Here is a 19116-nt window from a genome sequence, read left to right as displayed (position 1 = left end):
TCCCCTCCCCCTGCCGCAGCGCCGAAATCCCCTCTGCCTCGTCTTCCTCCCTGACAAGGGTTACGCTGGCTTGGGGGACATCCAGCTGCAGCCGGCCGCCGTCAAGCTGCGTTAACGTCCGGTCGAAATCAGGCTCTTCGGCCATTTCCAGGGCAATAACCGTCACATGCTCGTCAGCCGGTTCGGTTGGAAGCTCCACTTTGAGGACATGCAGATCGAGCCCCTCGTCAACCGATTGCCTGAACGCCAGTTCTTTTTTCTCCGGATCGGCCAGGCAGTATATACGCGATACCTCGCCGCGGATGCCGTGCATCACCAAGCCCCCCGCAGGCCATTTGTCGTTATGAACGTGCACATATACTCGTCCCGGGCGGGTTGTCACGGCTCCAAATTCCAGCTCGGCCGGAAACGGGCTGCCTTCGGTGCCGTAAATGGCTTCGCTGTTCCGCCGCGTCCATTCTCCGACCTCCCGCAGTCGCTCCGCGGACAGCTCCGGAATCGTTCCTTCCGGCGTTGGACCGACATTCAAGAGCAGGTTGCCGCCCTTGCCAATGACGTTTACCAGCTTCTTGATCACCGCCTCCGCCGTCTTCCAAACCTGGTCCCGGTCCGTGTAGCCCCATGACTGGTTCAAGGTCATCGGCGTTTCCCACGGCCGCTGATCTTCACCGCTCATCCCGATCTCGTTATCACCCTTGGAGACATAATCGCCCATGCCGATGAAGTGCGACACCCTGGAATTAATGAGGCAGTCCGGCTGCAGACCTTTCACAAAGGCCACGATATCACGGCTGTCCGCTTCGGATAACCCGCCCGCCGTATCAAACCAGAGCAGGCCGACCGGCCCGTAGGAAGTGAGCAGCTCCTTCAGCTGCGGCTTCGCCTTGCCTTCCCAGTATTCGGGAAAGTGCTTCTCCGCCAGATTGTAATCCCAGGTGTTGTTATGCTCTTTGTGCAGCGAATGGGGATGGTGCCAGTCAATCACATGCGAATAGTAAAAGCAGAGTACGATTCCCGCCTCGCGGCAAGCCTCGGCAAGCTCCTTCATCGGATCGCGCCCAAACGGCGTCGCGTCCACGATGTTGAAGGGATCGGCTTTGGAGCGGAACATCGCAAACCCGTCATGATGCTTGGCCGTGATAACGATATATTTCATCCCTGCGTCTTTGGCCAGCTGTACCCAGGTTGCCGCGTCAAACTGCTGCGGATTAAAATCCCCGGCCAGCTTCTCGTACTCACGGACGGGGATCTTGTCGGCGTACATGACCCATTCGCCCTTAGCCAGCGCTGCGTACAGTCCCCAGTGGATGAACATGCCAAACCTCGCATCCGTCCACCATGCCGTGGCCGGATCGCTTCGCTTGTGCACTTCTTGCTCTCCCATACGTGTTGCCCCCTTCTACCAATACGGCTTCCAGTCCTGGGTTACGCGAACCAGTGCCTCGTACATGTAATAGTCGCCCCAAATGCAGCACTCGTCGACGCCGTTTCCGCCCGGCTTGCTGTATACCGCATGCAGCAGAATGCCGTTCGACTCCGGCACGTGCCAGGTCATATAATGATCGATCAGGGATTTCAACATCCGCAGCGCGGCATTTTCGTACAGCCGTTTCAGCGGGTCGGTCAGCGGCAGATGCGCCGCGGTCTCGATCAGGCCGCAGACCGCAATCGCCGCAGCGGAGCTGTCCCGCTCTTCATCTCCTTCTGTAAATACGAGATCCCAGTAGCATACCTCGTCCTGCGGAAGCCGGTTCAGGAAGTAATTCGCCAGCCTGGACGTCAACTGCAGGTACCTGTCATCGCCGGTGTAGCGGTAGGAGAGCGGGAAGCCGTAAATCCCCCACGCCTGTCCGCGCGACCAGCATGAATCGTCCGCCTGCCCCTGCGCGGTGGAGCCGTACTTCGGCTGTCCCGATGCGATATCCATATAAAAGGTGTGATAACTGGATGCATCCTCCCGAATGAGATGCTCCGCCGATTTCCGGGCGTGCGACTCGGCCGCAGCCTTATATTTGGGGTTACCGGTGACGTCCGATGCCCAGTACAGCAGCGGCAGATTCATGAGGCAGTCAATGATGATCCTCCCCTGCTGCCTGGGATCCTGGAGATTTCCCCAAGCCTGGATGATCCCCGCCTTGTCCCAGTAACGCTCCATCAGGAGATCCGCTGCCTGAACGGCGAGCGTCTTGGCCTCTTCGCTGCCGGTCAGCTTGTAGGCTGCCACGCAGGACAGCGTATAGAGAAATCCTAAATCATGCGTGTCCGTATAGCGGCGTTCCTCCACTCTCCTGCGGTAGCTGTCCAGCTGGCCCTCCGCGGCGGCGCGGTACTTGGCATCGCCGGTCGTTTCGTAAGCGAGCCACAGCATCCCGGTCCAGAATGCCGGCGTCCACTCCGTGTTTCCGGTCTGCCGGTATACCAGATTCGTGCTGGCCTCCGACGGAAACGTGTCCTGAAATGTCTGGAGATTCCGGTCCACCTGGCGCCGAATAAATTCCATAGCCTCCAGGCACCTTTCCCGCGTAAGCCCGGAGTCCTCCTTATACCACCCTGAATTCTTGATGTCCTCGTCCTTCACCTGCTTCATCGCTGCCACCCTCCATGATTGTTGATATTGGCGTTCGTCATGAACTGAATTGTAAACAGGCCATGCACGCTTCACAATCGCCGTTATTCGTGGTAACACTGCCGTTTTTTCTGGTTGCAGCAGGATATGAAAATTCGTCGGTCTCCGAAAAAAACGTCAGGAAGGTCTTCAAGCCGGGATCGAAACCGATGTCTACAAGGTCAACAAGCTTGCAGCGGCATCGAGCCGAGCACGAAAAAAACGACCCGGCTGCGGCGGCTCGTGAAAGCTCTGCAATACACGGATCGTTTGAAGTTCAGGGTCAGGGGATCTCGATGTGAAAAGTTTCCCGCAATCCGCGGGACCCTTCGTCGGTAATGTGCAGCGCCCGCGTTCCTTCCATGCGCCGCAGCCATCGCAGCTCGAGCAGCCGCTCAAGCATCGCGCTGCCCAAGGAGCCGGCCAAATGCGGCGTGCGCTCGCTCCAATCGAGGCATTTGCTGCAGAAGCTGCGCCGCTTTTTCCGGACCGCTTCCACATCGATGCCCATATGTTCGAAGAAGGCGCCCCCTTCCCCGGTAACAGCAAAGGCGTCCGCTTCCTCACGGATGACGCCGGCTTCGATCATCGCGTCCCTTAGGCGGATGCCGAGGTCCCCAGCGACATGATCGTAACAGGTTCTCGCCCGCCGCAGGTGGCGGTTTTCCTCGGATTGCCTCAGCGACTTGATCTCAACCGGCGGCGCAAGCAATAGCAGCGTCTCTACCACCGCGGCCACATCATGGCTCTTCAAACCGTAATACCGGTGTCTTCCCTGCTTGTGCATGGCGATCATCCCCGCTTCTTCCAGCTTGGCCAAGTGGTAACTCGCCGTCTGCGGGGTGATTCCCGCCATATAAGCCAGCTCGCTCGCCGGATGGAACCGTCCATCCATCATGGCGGTCAGCATCGCCGCACGCGATGGATCGCTGATCATGGCCGCGGGATGAGCCGCAACCGGTCCTGCCTTCATCCTGCCCCCTCCTTTGCATTCCACATTTCGATGAACATTGTAATATGAACCGGTTACAATGTTCAAGTACATATCAACAAGGAGGCGTTTTTCCATATGACTGCAACAGATCCGCAAACCCGTGCCATCACCCCGAAAATTTTATATTACGGCATGCCTGTCATCCTGATCACCACGCGTAACGAAGACCACACAACCAATATCAGCCCGATCTCTTCTTCCTTTGCGCTGGGGGACAACATCGTCCTGGGCATTTCAACGAGCAGTAAAGCTTATGATAATTTGAACCTTCACCCGGAATGCGTCATCAATCTTCCTTCCGCCCCGCTGTGGGAGAACGTGGAGCGAATCGCCCCTTATACCGGGAGAACCGTTGTCCCTGAGTTCAAGGAAGCCATGGGGTTTACGCACGAAAAGGATAAGTTCGCCGCAGGCGGCTTCACCCCCGCCGATTCCGAAGCCGTGCAGCCATCGCGCATATCCGAATGCCCGATCCAGATTGAAGCACAGGTTCTGCGGATGACGGTGCCGGAATACGATCCGTTCTTCGCGATCGTGGAAACCCGTGCCGTCCGGGTCCATGCCCATGGTGACATCCTTATTGGAGATCATCATATCGACCCGCGGCGCTGGAATCCGCTCATTTACAATTTCCGTCACTACTTCGGTCTGGGAGATCAGCTGGGAGCAACCTTCCGGTCGGAAACGTAAGCCCTATTTGCCACCAAGTTTATTCAACCGGGTTTCTCTAAACAAAAAAAGGCCCTCAAAGACGCACTGTCTTTGAGGGCCTGCCGGCCGAAATTCTAACGTATGCCTGCGTTTATTGCTTATTTCCTGTCAGCGGCAGCAATCGGAGCAGCATACCGCCGTCCCCGTCTGGCCCTGGCGGTTCTTCCGTCCCGGCTCATCCTTGATGATATACAGCTGACGGAAGCCGACCCGTTTCAAGAATCGGGCCGCCTGTTTGCTCTGCCGACTGCTGCCGCCCAGAATCACAACCGGCTCGGAGGTGGAGAGCTCCTTTTTCCAAAGATACGGCAGCCGGCCGAGCGAAATATTGACCGTGCCGTTCTCATGCTCCCGCAAATAATCCACCGGATCTCTCACGTCCAGCATTTTGATGTCTTCCTGATCCCTGGCGATGACCTTCAAATCGTCGGGATGGATGGGCGTAAGTCCATGGACAGGCAGGATATTCCGAAGCAGCCATACTCCAATGACGATAACGGCTGCCAGCAACAACCAAATCATCCGCTTTCCTCCCTGGTTATATTGTAGCGAGGGATCATGTCCTTAGCCGCTTCACAGCAGCATAGTGCTGCCATACAGCAAAAAGGCGATAATCGGACAAGCATCCATTAACATTTTCTATAAGTCATTAACAAATTTGATTATAACCCCGGGAAGGAAATTGTCAATGCGGATGTGACCTGAACCCAGACTATTTATGGTCCGTATATTTCAAATTCCCAAATGGAATAACCGTACTGCGTTGCTCTTTCCACGCCATACATCCTGACGTATCGGGAGTTCGTCTCCTCGAAAGTGATAGTTTCAAGACCTCCCTTTCCTTCGGTCGTAGTGTAAACGTCTCTCCAATTTGCTTCGGAGGACGGATCGTCGGTCACTTGAATTTTATAGCTCTTCCCATAGGCCGCTTCCCAATACAGTCTCACTTCATTGATCGGTTTACGCTCCCCCAAATCCACGTAGATCCAACCCGGATCGACCCCGCGCTTGGTTCCAAATCTTGTGGACATGTCACCGTCGGTTGCATAGGGGGCGGTGTCTACCGTTCCATCGTTCGATGATCCGACAGCCGGCCGTCCCAGGGCCAGATTCGTTCGGGGAAGCGGTTCCTCATGCTGTACCGGCAAAATCGTCACATCGCTATAATAATCTTTGCTCAGAAAGTTCATCTCTTGAAGTGTGGCAGCGGGCGTGCTGCTTCCCGGCATATACACGTTCTCGAACAGCAAGCCGGTAATCATGGCTCCATCCTGCCCGTTGATTTTGGCGAAGCTTTCTCCCGCGTCGCGTACCGTAATATCCTTCACTGTGACGCCGCTAACCGGCCCAACGCCAAGGTTTCCTCCGTTAACAGTAAACATCGTCATCCATGCGCTGTTGTCCTCATTTTTGCCGCTGATATCCTCGACGTCCATCCGTTCGAACTTGACGTTCTGGACTGTTCCGGTACCGTATTTATGGTGAATGGCAAAGCCCACGGCCGCCTTGTAGACGACACCGTCCCGGAAAGTAATGTTCCGCTGGTCCTGAAGAACGCCCTGGCCGATCTTGAATCCGTAGCATTTCGTCCAAGCAACGGCATCCTCGATTAAGACATTCTCAACAGGCTCGGGTTGGCCCGGCCATGGTACCTTGCCCGAGGCAATATCCGTATCTTCCGCCCAAGCTTTTGTGGAGTAAGGGTCATCCAACGAGATGCCGATGGAATGGCGCACCACGACGTTTTGCGACTCCGTCACGTCAATGCCGTCGTTTTCTCCCATATTCAGGCTGTTCAACATTTTTAAATTGGTAAACCTCAGATCGTTGGAACGAACCGGTACCACCGCCCAGGCGGACGACTCCCGAATGAGTATCCCGTCCATCGAAAAATGGGACGTTGCGATCGGAACGACCAGGTTATTGATCATTCCGGTGCCGTTTGTGCTCTTATCGTCATGGAGAGCCTGCCCGTTACCGTCGATCGTACCGCGGCCGTAAATCCGGATGTTGGTGGAATGGAAGGCTGTTGAAATCCACCAGGTTGCTGGCCGGCCCATCGAATCCTTAAACCAGTGCTCGGCATAATCTGCGGTCTTGCCCGTACCGACGAACGTAGCGCCAGGTTCCATGTACAGTGCCGTATTGCTCTTAAGCGTAAGATTGCCGATATAGTACGTTCCGGCGGGCACGTAAACAATACCCTGAACCCCGCCTCCCTTATCGGTCCCATAGGCGCCTGCATCGTCAATCGCCTGCTGAATGGCGGCCGTTCTCTCCGCAACGCCTGTATTTTGTCCGTTTGTATCAACATCGTAAGGGGCTTCCGTAATATTGAAGATCCCTTGGCCTTCCTTAGCCGGCACATCGGTTTCCGCCGGATCGGCTGCGATCACCAGCCGGGTAGCCCGGCTGTTCATCATAACAATCAGGTACTCATCGGAGGGTGCTGTGAAGGTCAGCGTTGTTCCGACAATTTTATCCGCCGTAATGCCGAGTTTCTTCGGACTGATCGAGTATTCATATACTTTGTCCGTGTTCAGAATGGTAAGCTCGTACGTAACCGGACCTTTGGACAAGGAGAAATGGGCATAATCATAATCACTGAATCCCTTGACCACGGGAATCTCCACCCCGTTGGCTTTGAGCGTATAGTTGGCCGATGCGGCATAACGCTCAGATGGAGCATATTTATAGATCGTGGCTGGCACTGACTCGGCAGCGACCCTCTCCACGAATGCTTCCGCCTGAACATTCGTCCCACTCATCCATAGCGAAACAACCAGCGTGATCACCGACAAAGCGTAAGACCATTTTTTCATCTTAGCCACCGAAATCGCCTCCTTCATTTGTCCGTAAACCCTTTCCGTGTGATGGAATTTGCACGGCTTAAGTGCTTTTGTATGCCTGTTTATAAAGCCCCCGGCATTTCAAGCACAATCTGCGGAACTTCTGAAAGCCCAAACCTGACAAAAGCATATCGCTGCACATATATCGGGGTATCGGGAGCGAGATCCTTGTCCGTCCATCCGGGTTTGTTCTTAAAGCTGTCCGGGCCCACCTTATATACCTCGCCTTTGACATGGTGATGAGGACCAAGCACATTCCGGCAGCTCCCCGTAAGTTCCAATTCGATTCGATTCGCCCCCGGCTGTAGGTACGGCGTAATATCGCCCTCATACGGCTCCCACACGAAAGCGCGGATCTCCCTTCCGTTAATTCTCAGGCGGCTGACAATGGCATCCGGCGATTCACGGAACTGCCAAAGTGCTCGATTCCAACCGTTTTGCGGCACGACGACGGTCTGCTCCAGTGTGACCGAACCTGCAAAAAATGGAAATCCCTGCCCGGCTAGGTCATTGGCATGAATCTCAGCGGGCTGCTCGGCCAGGAAAAAAGGTCCCTCGTTAAAAACGGCACGGCGTTCCCCGAACGACCACGGCGATGCAGACTGAACCGAAAAGTCTCCCAGCACATAGATGCTTTCCAGCTCCGTTTCCAGCGTGAGCTTGTTGCCTTCGGATTCGAATTGTTCCGCGCGTTCCAATGCCCGGCTTACCTCGGCAGAATGGAGAAAAGTCGTCGTCAAACCGATTCGGTTGACGCCCTTTTGGATCAGCCCCCGGATATCCACTTTTTTAAAGGAAGTGTCTATCCACCAGCCTGCGGCTACGGATTCAAGCGGTTGACCGTTGATCATTATCTGAAACCGCTCGGGATTTTCCATGATAACAAACATGGGCTGGTTTGCCGCTGGGCTCACCTGGCTTAAAAATTTGTATTCCAGCTCAACCTTGACGGGACGGCCAAGCTGAAGTAAATGATCTTGAACGCGAAACATCGGAACAGGTTCAGACCACTTGCCGTTTTCGACCCGGAAACGGCATGTGTCAAGCGTCAGGCAGTTCATGCTCGCTGCGGTGATCCTCCACGGCTCATTAAGCCGGATAACCGCTTTATTCCCCGGTTCATCCGCCATTTTCAGGGGCACCCGAATATGCTGCTTCTTCGCCGGATTCAGCTTGATCAGCAGCGATCCTGCAGCGTGCAGCGGTAAGGTCACCTGCAGGCCGCCATCGATCGCCTCCCAGTTAACAACAGGTCGAACCTCCCCGTTTTCCAAGTCGATCAAAGATAGTTCACCGGAACGATAAATGCGGACTTTCACTTCCCCATAACTTATCTCATCCGAATTGACCAAATAGAACAATGTGGAACCGTCGATCTCCAGTTCCTGAACGTTAATTCCTTCGGATACCAAAGGTACATTCGATGAATCCGTCAGACTGATGCTCTGAGGTACTATGCAGAACAAATGCTGCACCAACGCTTCCCGGTTCCAGTCAGGCTTCCTCGCCTTGGCGATCCACCCGCAGGCTTCCGGTCCTGGTTCCCCGCCGATGAGCCGCGGAAAAGGCTCGAAGGCCAGCACGGCACCGCCTTTCTGAACAAATTGCTGAAGAAGCTCTGACACCCTCGGTCCTACGGTGACGGATGGCGGGACGATAACGACGCTGTATGCGGCATCGCCAACCCAAAAACGCCCTTCCTGAACGAAGCCGTGACGCTCAATAATAAACTCGCTTCCGTAGTCGTGCCCGATCAGCGATTGGCACAGCCAGCGCGACAACTGCGCAAAAGCCTCGTGGTACGGCTCGATAGCGGAAGTATCCGTGCCCGACTGGAGAACCCAGGCCGACCGGGCCGGATGCAGCAGAAGTACCTCCGCCTGCCGACTGCCCTCCCCCAGCAGCATGGACAGCCTGGCGAAATAATCATTGAACAGCCGGTAATCGGGCCACCAGGGCTGCTGATAGAAAATTGAAGGAGGGTAATCCCGTTTGCGCAAGCCTTGCAGAGAATAGCTCTGCAAATGCGGACACATGAGATTGATGCCATGCACGAACTGCCACTCCCCGATCCGCCGAAGCTCCTGCAGGCTGACGTTCCAGCCTGAGCAACCGAAGCTCTCCGTGATTGCTTGACCTTTGCCTAGCTGCCTAGCGACCGAGCTCACCTGCTTCGGTACGATCGGATCGTCGCCCACGAACCGTCCCAGCCAGTCACAGCCCGGAATTTGCAGGTATTCGTAGAAGAACAGCGGGTCGCCGACCGCGGTCACCTGATCCATCAGCGTCTGCTCATCCACAACATGACCCGTTGCGGACCATCCCCTTCTCCCGCACCATTCGCTGATTTGCTTGGCATAAGCCTCTGTAAATAATTCCGTGACGCAGCGCCAATAGTCGTATCGGACCTTACGGCAGCCTTCCGATTCTATAAATAAGGCAGGCAGGTGGGCAAAAAGGGGGTAGCCGCACTTTTGCTCAAAAACAGCGGCCAGCTCGAACGACCACGGCAGCTGCCGGCGAGCGAACTGCGGTTCATCGGTAAATACGCCTCGAATTACCGACCCGTACGCTTCTCCGAACCGTTCCCAATAGGCATCATAAATTTCTCTTATAAAAGCGCCGACCGCCTGCTTGCTCAGCGTATCTATATAACAGGGATTGACTTCGTAATACACACGAATGTCAGCTTTGTCGAGCTCTTCCGTGCCCAGAAGGCGGAATCCTTGATTCGTCCGCATATATAACGCAATCGTGCCTTCGGTCCTGCCATCTAACGGAGCGTATTCAACAGCCAATCTCTTTTGCTGGTACTCCAATCCCAGTGCGGGAATTCTATCGTCTCCAAATCCGCTGGGCCAGCCGTTCTCATCATACAACCAAGGCTCCAAGCCGAGCTCCTGGCACTTCTCGATGCAGAGCCGAACGGCCTCCATCCATTCGTCCCCCATGTAGGGCGTCTGAAGGCCGCCCCGGGCATGCATGAAAAAACCCCCGATGCCGGCGTGATGCATCTCCTCGATCTGCCGAATGAGTTCGTCCGGGTCCAACCGTTCATTCCAGGACCATAGCGGCACCGGACGGTATCGGGATGGCGGATCCTCCAGCTGCTCCCATACTGTCATAATCCATCCCCCCATTAGCTTTCCAGGCATAATTTCAACAGATCATCGATGTGGGCCGAAGCCAGGCACTCCACCGTATCTGCCGCGCCGTAATATATTTTCACTTCGCCGTCATCCTCCTGCACCATGCCTCCCGGAAAAATCACGTTGTTGCGGAAACCGCCCTCGGTCTCATATTGCAGCTCAGGGACAAGCAGCGGTTCACGGTACATACCGACGATTTTCCTTGGATTCTCTAAATCGAGCAGCATGAGTCCTGCCGTGTAGCGCTTCTTCCACGCGTCCTCCCATCCGTTTTTGCCTCGCCTAGAATCGATGTCTACCGCATGGAACGTCGTAAGCCACCCTTTCGCCGTTTTGATCGGCGGGGCAGCCGGCCCAATTTTGTCGTTGGCAAACGGGACCTGCTCAACCGCCAGCAGCAGATCGGAATTCCCCCAGTATTTGAGGTCGGGCGATTCGGAAATCCACATGTCGAACCGGTCGACCCCGCCCCGGCTGTACACGGTGAACGGCCGCTCCAATCGGACATAGTTGCCCCCGATTGTCTCCGGGAACAGCACCATGTTTCGCAAATCCGGCGTGGACAGGCTCAGGATTTCAAAACTGATGAAATCGTCCGTGACGGCGACCCCGCCCCGGATGCCGTGATGGGTATCGACAGCAAAGCACATGTAACAGCGACCGTCGATCACCGTCAGCCGCGGATCGTAGGCTCTGACAATTTCCTCGTCATAAAGCTTAAAACACGGCTTCGGCTGCACGTCCCAGTGAATGCCGTCGCTGCTGAACGCGACGCCGAGATCCGTCGTATGATGCGGCTCAAGCGTCTGCTCCTCTGGCGATCCGTAATCATTACGGAATATCATGACGTACCTTCCATTGAACTTGGTGACACCTGCATTAAAGACCAGCGCCGTTGGGTAGGGCACGCGCGATGCATCCAGAATAGGATTCAGCGGGTGCCGCCCGATGACGGAACTGGATGAGAGCTCTCCTATAATCGGCATACGTAAACTCATATTGAATACAACCTCCCAGATTCAATTGCCGCGGTTACCCCTTTAGGGAGCCCGCAGTCATCTTCATAAACGACTTGTTGGCAAACAGATACACGACGAGGATCGGCAGGATCGACAAACAGGCCCCCGCCATCATATAGTGCGTTTGCGATGCCGCAGAGACACCGTATTTCAGGTTCGCCAGTCCCACGGTCAGCGTTTGAAGCTCCGGCTTGCTCAGCGTAAACACAAACGGAAGGAGGTACTCATTCCAAGCTCCACGGAAAGCGAACAGCGCGCAAACCCCCAGTCCTGGGGTAAGCAGGGGCAGGACGATCGTCCAGAACGTCCGACCCCGCGAACAGCCGTCGATCCGAGCCGCCTCGTCCAGCTCCTTGGGGATGCCGCTCATAAAGCTCTGCAGGATAAAAAAGGCGGACGCGTGCGCGCTGATCAGGATCAGGACAACACCCCATAGCGTATTGTGCAGGTGAAGCTTGATCATAAGCTCAAACTGTGGACGCAGCACCACCGCGCCGATGGCGACGAACATCGTAAACGCCTGCATGCCCACATACGCTTTTTTACCTGGGAAGTCCATCCGGTTAACGACGTAGGCAGCCATTGAGGAAACGAACAAAATGCCGATGGTCGAAGTGACGGCAACGAAGAGACTGTTCACCGTGTAAGTTGAAAAGTTGGCCTGCTTCCAGGCCTCTGAATAATTGCTAAACTGCCAAATCGTCGGCATGATCGTAGCGCCTGCGGTCAGCTCGGCGTTGGTTTTGAACGAACCCAATATCGTGATGACCACCGGGAACAGCGTCAGAAACGCGACCAGAAGCAAAAACACCCACATCACGGCTCTCGATGCGATTTTCATGAACGCGTCCCTCCTATTCGTATTGGCTCATCCGCTTGGAGCCGTAGAAATAAAGAATCGTTATCAGGCCGACGATGACGGCCGTGACGAAAGCGACCGCACTGCCATAACCCATCTCCTGAATCTGCGTCGCAGCACCCGATCCGGCTGTAGGGAAGAACAGCTTGTAAACGTAGAGAAACATGACGTTGGTTTTTCCCACGGGGCCCCCGTCGGTCATGACCATAATGCTCTCGTAGCCTTTGAGCGCATTGATGATGGCCAGCATAATAATCATCTGCATGACCGGTCCAAGCATCGGAATGGTAATATAGCGAAACTGCTGGAGCTTATTCGCTCCATCCAGGGCGGAGCTCTCATATACATCCTCGGGAATGTTCTGCAGACCGGCCAGAAACAGGAGCATATAGTTGCCGACGGCGCCCCAAACCGCCACCAGGATGACGGTCAGCATCGAGTAATCAACGCCCAGCCAGTCCACAGCGCTGCCAATCAGTTTATATTTCATCAGAAATTGGTTCAGGATGCCGTTGTACGAATTGAAGATCGTGAAGAATACGACCGCCATGACGGCTGTGCTGATAATCGTCGGCATAAATATAATGGCGCGAAGCACGTTCCTGCCCCGGATTTTCTGATTTAACAGGACGGCCAGAATGAGGGCAAGCGGAATCGAAAGCACCAGCTTGCCGCCGGCATACACAAACGTATTCACGACGGAATTCCAGAACTCATGATCCTTAAACACGCGCGTAAAATTATCGAGGCCGATGAATTTCTCGGCTCCGTAACCTTTGTAGTCGTAGAACATATATCGCATGGCCCAGGCGATCGGATAGATGCCAAGAACAGCCGTTAGAATAAAGCTCGGCAGGATATAGCTGTAAGAAAAGGCGAGGTTCTTCGCTTTATTCATCTTCTCTCACTCCTTGTGATCTCTTTCGCCCGGATAGGAAAGGGATGGGGCTTCCCCCATCCCGCCGGACGTTTGTTTATTTGGTGTATTGTCCGGCCAACTTTGCAGGGTCGAAATCAGGCATCGGTTCGGCCTTGACATCACCGCTGGCTTTGGCGGCATCGAGTGCCGAATTATACCGTTGATTCAGATCCGCGATGATCGCGTCCAGGTCCCCTCCGCTGACGATGTACTTAAAGAAGGCGTCGTCTGACTTGGTACCTTGAACCGCTACAGTGGGAGCGACCGGCCATACGCCGTCGTATTGGTTCGGCAGGAAACCTTCAATGCCCTTAACGCTCGGCGTAGCTGCAACCTCGCTTACGGACGGCACCATGGCGATGCCAAAGCCCTTCTCCTGATACTGCTTGAGCGTTGAATCGTTGTACATGTACTGCATGAATTTCCAAGCCGCTTCCTTTTCCTGGGTCTTGGAACTGATGGCAAGCCACTGGCCGCCAAGGAAGCCGGAAGCACCTTTGAAGTCGCCGTCGATAGATGGAGCAGGTGCAGCTGCCCAGTCAATTTTTGCCGGAAACTGCGATTGGTAGACGCCGGCTTCCGCCGAGAACGAGAGATACATGCCGATTTTCCCTTCCGCAAACTGTGCCCGCAGCGGATCGATGTCCAGGGACTCGACGCCGGGCAGCATGCTGCCGTCATCCTTGATTTGCTTGAACGCCTCGATGATCGGCTTAAAGGGACCGAAGTCATAGCGCGCCGTCTTGAAGTCGTAACCAAAACCGCCATATCCACTGACTTCGGCGATAACCCGCGCGGAGCGTCCCAGCGCACTCGCCGGGCTCTTGAAGTTCTGTGCGAAACCATAAGCTCCGCTGCCCTTGCCGACTTCAGTGATCTTCTTGGCGTCCGCGACGAGCTCATCCAGCGTGGTCGGTGGACTGGTGATACCTGCCTTTTCAAAGAGCTCCTTGTTATAGATCAGACGCATCGTCGTCCCGTAGTTCGGCAGGCTGTAGCGTTTGCCGTCAAAGCTGTTCAGGTTATCCATAAGCGGAAACTTTTCTTTAAGCTCATCCGTCATGAACTCGTCAATCGGTGATAAAAAGCCTTTCTTGTAGAACGTCTGAATCGTGTTTTCCTTGACGCGGATCACGTCAGGCGCTTCCGAAGTCTGAAATGACATGTCCAGCGCCTGGTCGAAGTCATCGCCCTTGATGACCAGTTCCACTTCAATGTGATCCGGATTCGTTTTGTTAAATTCGTCAACCAGTTCCTTGATGTACTCGGAGTCGTGGCGGTCACCGGTCCAATAAGTAATTTTCGTCTTCGAACCGGAGGATCCGGATTCCGGATTGGCCGAATCCTTGCTTCCGCATGCCGTTATTCCTCCGATGATGGCCACGCACAACGCTGCGGCCCACAATTTTTTCTTCATCGTTTGACCTCCCTAATCTTCTGTCCAGACTTTTCTTCCCCATTATAAATTCATGTAAGTTCCTGCATAATGCGGGAAACCACACATTCAGGGCAGGTTTTTCCACACCTCATCAGCAGAGCAGCCTTGCTTTCGTCCATGACAAGAAAGCAGGGCTGCTCTTCAGTTAAATAGGTAAAATGAATGGTGCTCTAGGCCATATCCACTGGCGGTTCCATCTTCCCCGTGCTGTACAATTTAAACTCGGACGGGGTCATATTCGTATGCTTCTTGAAAATTTCGCTGAAATACCGCCGGTGCTCGTAACCCAGCGACTGCGCGATTTCCTGCACCTGATATCCGGCGATCAGCATTTCCTTGGCTTTTTCCATCCGCTGGTGAATCAGGAACTGCTGATAGGAGATGCCGATCACTTTTTTAAACAGGTTGGAAAAATATCCGGGGCTGATATTAAACTGTTTCGAGCAGTGTTCCAGTGAGAGATTCAGGTGGAGGTTGGCGCAGATATAATCCTTGGCCCGATAAACCAGCTTCGTTGGCTCGTCCGAGCGTTCCCGTTCGATCCAAGAGCACGCCTCCAGACAGATATCCTTCACCGAATCTTTCATGGTCTGGAAAGAGGACTGATCCGCGTCCGAGATCGAATGCCACATATCTTCCAGCCGGCTTACCCGCTCCTGCGTGAACAGTTCCAGCATCGTCCGGCACATTTTCGATACGAGCTCAAAGCATAAATTTTTCACATAACGGGGTTCCGGCAGCGGATCACACTGTAGCAATCCATTGAAAATCTGCTCCAGGATCAAGCGGCATTTATCCGCGTTGCCCGACTGCAGTGCGAAAAGAAACTCCTGTTCCGTCGCAGCGGAATAGTTCGGCAGAAGCTGCCTCTGCTCAGGTTGGGACAAGCGATTGTAGCTGGTGATGCCGTTTCCTTCGGTATAAAAGTGGTAGGCCAGGGCACTGACTGCTTGATTGTAGGCCAACGGCAGCTCTTCAATAGTTGCCACGCCCTGCCCAAGCCCGATGGATACCGTGGAGCGGGTGAATTGGAAAATATTATGACGGCAGGCTTCCGAAACCTGTTCGGCAAGCAAATGGTCCGAACCGTTTATGAGACAGACAAAGCGGTTTACCGCCTCGCTGAATACCACGCCATTTGTGAAAGAAAGTATCGTCTCCTCGAGAATATTCCGGAGGCTGAACCTAATCAGCTCTACCTCGCGTACCGGCTGGGAACGGTACTTATCCATGAAATGGTCCAGTTCCACGATGAACAACTGAAAATGTGCCGGCTCCAAACGGATGCCCAGCCGGTCCCATTGACGCGAGGCTGCCTCCGTGCTTACAGGATGTTTAATCAGGAGCGACAAGTACTCCTGCTGCAGAACAGGAAGGCTTTTCCGTATATCCTGCTCCAGCTCCAGCCTTTTTGACTGCTCCAGCCGCTCAGTGTCCGAAGCCTCCTTGGCTCTCAGCACGACGCTGACGATCTCATCAATGGAAAACGGCTTTTTGACGAAGTCGAATGCTCCGAGGTGAATCGCCTGGCGGGTATAAGAAAAATCCGTATAGGCGCTTAAAATGACGATTTTCGTGGAAGGGGCGATTTCCAAAATCGCCCGGGTCATGGCCAGCCCATCCATTTTCGGCATCCGGATATCGGTCAGAACGATGTCGGGCTTCGTCTCCTTTACCATTCTTATGCCTTCTTCTCCGTCAAGGGCAGTCCCCGCCACTACGATTTGATAATCCGTCCACCTCGGCTTTTGTGAAATCATGTCAACGACACTCTTGATATCGTCAATAATACACAGCTTGGTCATGGTTTGCTCCCTCATTCAATCCACCTTCCCCTGGTGTCATCGGTATCCACAAGTCGGTTCTAGAGCCCTTGCCGGGTATACTGGATAAGACCATCCTTGCTTCTTCACCGTAAAAAAGGCGCAGCCGGTGTTTAATGTTTTTCAGCGCATAACCCTTCTTCGATGAAGGGGCCAGCAGCAGCGCCTGCTCCACCTTATCTACATTCATCCCTTTGCCGTTATCTTCGATCGTCAGGTGAAGCCGGTCCCCATCCCTGCCTGCAGTGATCCAAATTTCTCCACCGGAGGTGAAGTCCTCGAAGCCGTGCTGGATGCTGTTTTCAACAATAGGCTGAAGCAGAATTTTGGGGAGAGGGCACCGCAGAAGCTCTTCATCGGTGACGCTGGCTTCGTAACGAAACAGGCCTTCATAACATTTCTGTTGAATGGCGCAGTACTGCTGAACATGGGACAATTCCTCCTCAAGTGAATTCCAGTCCTTGCCCCCACTTAAGCCGATCTGAAACATTTGGGATAAAGCCATGATCATGTCATTGACGTCGTCATTCTCGCCCAGGACCGACTTGCAATAAATCGTATTTAGCGTGTTATATAGAAAATGCGGCTCCATCTGGGCCGTCAGCGCCCGCATCTCTGCTTTGAGCTTCCCTGCCTCGCTCTCTCTTACGTCATCGATCAGCCGGTTGATCTCGTCGAGCATCCGGTTGAATTGATAGCCGACTTGGGCGACCTCGTCATTAGAGCGGCTGGAGAACCGGACGTTCAGGCGATTGTCCTCCACTTCCCTCATCAGCCTTTGCAGCTTGAACAGCGGGAGCAGAAGCAGCGAGGTCAGCTTCCCCGACAGGAGCCAAGACAGCAGGAGGAAGACCACCATAATCAGTATGGTTGTTCTCTTGACGCCGTTCATTTGAGCCAGCAGCTTGTCCTTTTGCTGAATCCCGAACAGACGCCAGTCAGGAACCATGGAGGACTTCGTGTAATTGACCAGGTAATCGGTCCGGCCGAATTTGTGGAAAAAGAATCCTTGACTGCTCTCGGAAATGCTGCGCAGAAACGGCTCATCCTGATTCAGCGGATGCTGAAGGGACCAGGCCGTTTGAATGACCTCCTCCCCACCGGAGTCCACGATAAAGTAATCGTCATCGTCATTTGCGGTATGCTTGTTCACCGTGTTGATGAGGCCGTTCTCATTGACGTTAACCACAACAAAAACATTCGTGCTGGTAATATTGCCCTGCGTACCTTTTGTCATAAAGGAGACGACCCTGCTGTTCCCCGTAAAGAACTTGTCAGTATGGCCTTTCACCCACAGGCCGCCGTCATTGTCTTTGATATCGTAATAAAAATTGGATTCGTAGAAGGACTGAGTCTGGGAGCGCCGCTGCGATACGGGGTAAAAATCGCCGATCGGCGTGGCGATCAGGATGCTTTCGATCAGCGGCTCGTTAAACGTGACTTGGGACAGCACATATTGCAGCTCCGACAGATGCACGTAATAATTCGCGATCGTATTGCTCTGGACATCCAGCATCATCTGTTTAAAAGCATCGCTGAGCATTAGCGACCGCACCGAAGTCGAGATGCTGTAGAGCTTATCGTCCAGGATCTGGGCCGTTTTATTTACCGTCTCCTGACTGGACGCAAAAGCGTTCCTCTGCAGCTCTCTTCCTGCAATCCCGTAGGCTGCGATACCGACTGTTCCGACTGCAAGCGTTATCATCACAATAAAGGCCAAACGGACCCTCTGTTTGAAGGAGACCCTATACATCCTCTGTTTGATCCGGTCCGTCCACTGGATAGTCATAGCTTGATCTCCCCTGCTTTCCATGAGTTCCAACCCTTAAATCTATGGATTCACATATATTAATCTCAATTGGCCTTGACGACAAGCGCCTGCTATTTTCCCTTTCTATAATATAAAGGCGCATGTCCCGTAACCGATTTGAACACCCGGCCAAAATGCGTAACGCTCCCGAAACCCACCTTCCTGGCAATAAGATTTACCTTCAAAGTCGTCTGCTCGAGCAGATGTTTGGCTTCCTTGATTCGGACGCTGTTCACATACTCTACAAAGGTAAAACCTGTAGCAACCTTAAAAAACCTGCTCAAATAATAGGGGCTGGTGTAAAACCTTTCTGCTAACCCATGAAGCGTCAGGTCCTGCATATAATGCTGGTTGATATAATGGACGACTTCCGAGATCCGTTCATGCATGGGGCTAGGCGCTTCCGGTCTCTCCGGAAGCGCTTGGCCCGCATGCCTGCAGCAAAGGATGAGCAGCTGCAAAACCAAGGCCTGTGCGTACATGTCGAAGCCCGGTCGCTGGTCCTGCACCTCCTGGATAATGCCCCGTGAAATCGCCTCAACGGAGGACCGGCTATAGGGCGAGCATTTGACAATGACATATTCCTGATCGAACAGCGGCTGCAATATGTCCTTATAGGCGCCGTTCAGTGCCATAAAGCATTCATGAATGTTGACGACAAGGCGTTCATGCCTGGGCATCGCCGCATTGGTCGTCCGATGCAGAATGTTGGGAGGAACGATGACGACATCCCCTTCGCTGACCACCATTGTCCGGTCCTTAATGAAAAATTCGCGGCTGCCTGACATCAAATAATAAACTTCGTATGTACTGTGAAAATGGCTGGACGGCATATGATGGCTTAACGCCTTCCGGTAGGACACCGAGAAGGTCCCCTCTGCGTTTTCATAGTTAACCTCACTCAATTTATATCCAACCTCCCCACCAGTTTGCCTATATT

14 protein-coding genes are annotated in these 19116 nt (G+C 53.9%); 1 reads left to right on the top strand and 13 read right to left on the bottom strand.

The genetic code is table 11. The annotated features are described in order from the left end of the window. The 3 genes from BCV73_RS08470 to BCV73_RS08460 all read right to left on the bottom strand — a co-directional run. Positions 1–1384, bottom strand: a 1384-nt coding sequence (locus BCV73_RS08470; RefSeq protein WP_256992781.1) for an alpha-L-fucosidase, incomplete at its 3' end; no start/stop codon positions are given. Positions 1385–1399: 15 nt separating this feature from the next. Continuing rightward, positions 1400–2587 (bottom strand): glycoside hydrolase family 88 protein, encoded by a 1188-nt coding sequence (locus tag BCV73_RS08465; protein ID WP_089546746.1) that lies wholly within the window; start codon positions 2585–2587, stop codon positions 1400–1402. A 301-nt stretch (positions 2588–2888) separates the two neighbouring features. Further along, the gene (locus tag BCV73_RS08460; protein ID WP_076167418.1) at positions 2889–3578 is read right to left on the bottom strand and encodes an ArsR/SmtB family transcription factor; all 690 of its coding nucleotides are present in this window, start codon (positions 3576–3578) and stop codon (positions 2889–2891) included. A 96-nt stretch (positions 3579–3674) separates the two neighbouring features. Here BCV73_RS08460 and BCV73_RS08455 point away from each other — a divergent pair, with 96 nt between their 5' ends. Next, complete coding sequence (locus BCV73_RS08455; protein WP_089546745.1) at positions 3675–4289, top strand: flavin reductase family protein; 615 nt, start codon at positions 3675–3677, stop codon at positions 4287–4289. A 129-nt stretch (positions 4290–4418) separates the two neighbouring features. Here BCV73_RS08455 and BCV73_RS08450 read toward each other — a convergent pair whose 3' ends face one another. The 10 genes from BCV73_RS08450 to BCV73_RS08405 form a co-directional block, all read right to left on the bottom strand. Then, complete coding sequence (locus BCV73_RS08450; protein WP_076167422.1) at positions 4419–4832, bottom strand: rhodanese-like domain-containing protein; 414 nt, start codon at positions 4830–4832, stop codon at positions 4419–4421. A gap of 194 nt (positions 4833–5026) precedes the next feature. Continuing rightward, positions 5027–7132, bottom strand: coding sequence for a galactose-binding domain-containing protein (locus tag BCV73_RS08445; RefSeq protein WP_089550159.1), 2106 nt, complete (start codon positions 7130–7132; stop codon positions 5027–5029). Between the two features lie 89 nt (positions 7133–7221). Beyond that, positions 7222–10284 (bottom strand): glycosyl hydrolase, encoded by a 3063-nt coding sequence (locus BCV73_RS08440; protein ID WP_179231927.1) that lies wholly within the window; start codon positions 10282–10284, stop codon positions 7222–7224. Between the two features lie 14 nt (positions 10285–10298). Continuing rightward, positions 10299–11306: a glycoside hydrolase family 130 protein gene (locus tag BCV73_RS08435; protein WP_089546743.1), complete on the bottom strand. Its 1008-nt coding sequence runs from the start codon at positions 11304–11306 to the stop codon at positions 10299–10301. A gap of 34 nt (positions 11307–11340) precedes the next feature. Then, entirely contained in the window at positions 11341–12168 is an 828-nt protein-coding gene (locus BCV73_RS08430) for a carbohydrate ABC transporter permease (RefSeq protein ID WP_089546742.1), read from the bottom strand. Positions 12169–12181: 13 nt separating this feature from the next. Beyond that, complete coding sequence (locus BCV73_RS08425; RefSeq protein WP_089546741.1) at positions 12182–13084, bottom strand: carbohydrate ABC transporter permease; 903 nt, start codon at positions 13082–13084, stop codon at positions 12182–12184. A gap of 76 nt (positions 13085–13160) precedes the next feature. Next, a complete protein-coding gene (locus BCV73_RS08420; RefSeq protein WP_089546740.1) occupies positions 13161–14522 on the bottom strand; it encodes an ABC transporter substrate-binding protein in 1362 nt (453 codons plus the stop codon). A gap of 191 nt (positions 14523–14713) precedes the next feature. Further along, positions 14714–16348, bottom strand: a complete 1635-nt coding sequence (locus tag BCV73_RS08415; RefSeq protein ID WP_256992780.1) for a response regulator — start codon at positions 16346–16348, stop codon at positions 14714–14716. Beyond that, the gene (locus BCV73_RS08410) at positions 16326–18155 is read right to left on the bottom strand and encodes a sensor histidine kinase (RefSeq protein WP_089546738.1); all 1830 of its coding nucleotides are present in this window, start codon (positions 18153–18155) and stop codon (positions 16326–16328) included. Before BCV73_RS08410 ends, BCV73_RS08415 begins: the two co-directional genes overlap by 23 nt. A 92-nt stretch (positions 18156–18247) precedes the next feature. After that, positions 18248–19081 (bottom strand): AraC family transcriptional regulator, encoded by an 834-nt coding sequence (locus BCV73_RS08405; RefSeq protein ID WP_089546737.1) that lies wholly within the window; start codon positions 19079–19081, stop codon positions 18248–18250. Positions 19082–19116: the final 35 nt, after the last annotated feature.

The sequence above is a fragment of the Paenibacillus sp. SSG-1 genome, assembly GCF_002224835.1.
GTDB lineage: Bacteria > Bacillota > Bacilli > Paenibacillales > Paenibacillaceae > Paenibacillus_AQ > Paenibacillus_AQ favisporus.
The sequence above is the reverse complement of the archived record's forward strand: the minus strand, read 5'-3'. Positions and strand labels throughout refer to the sequence as shown.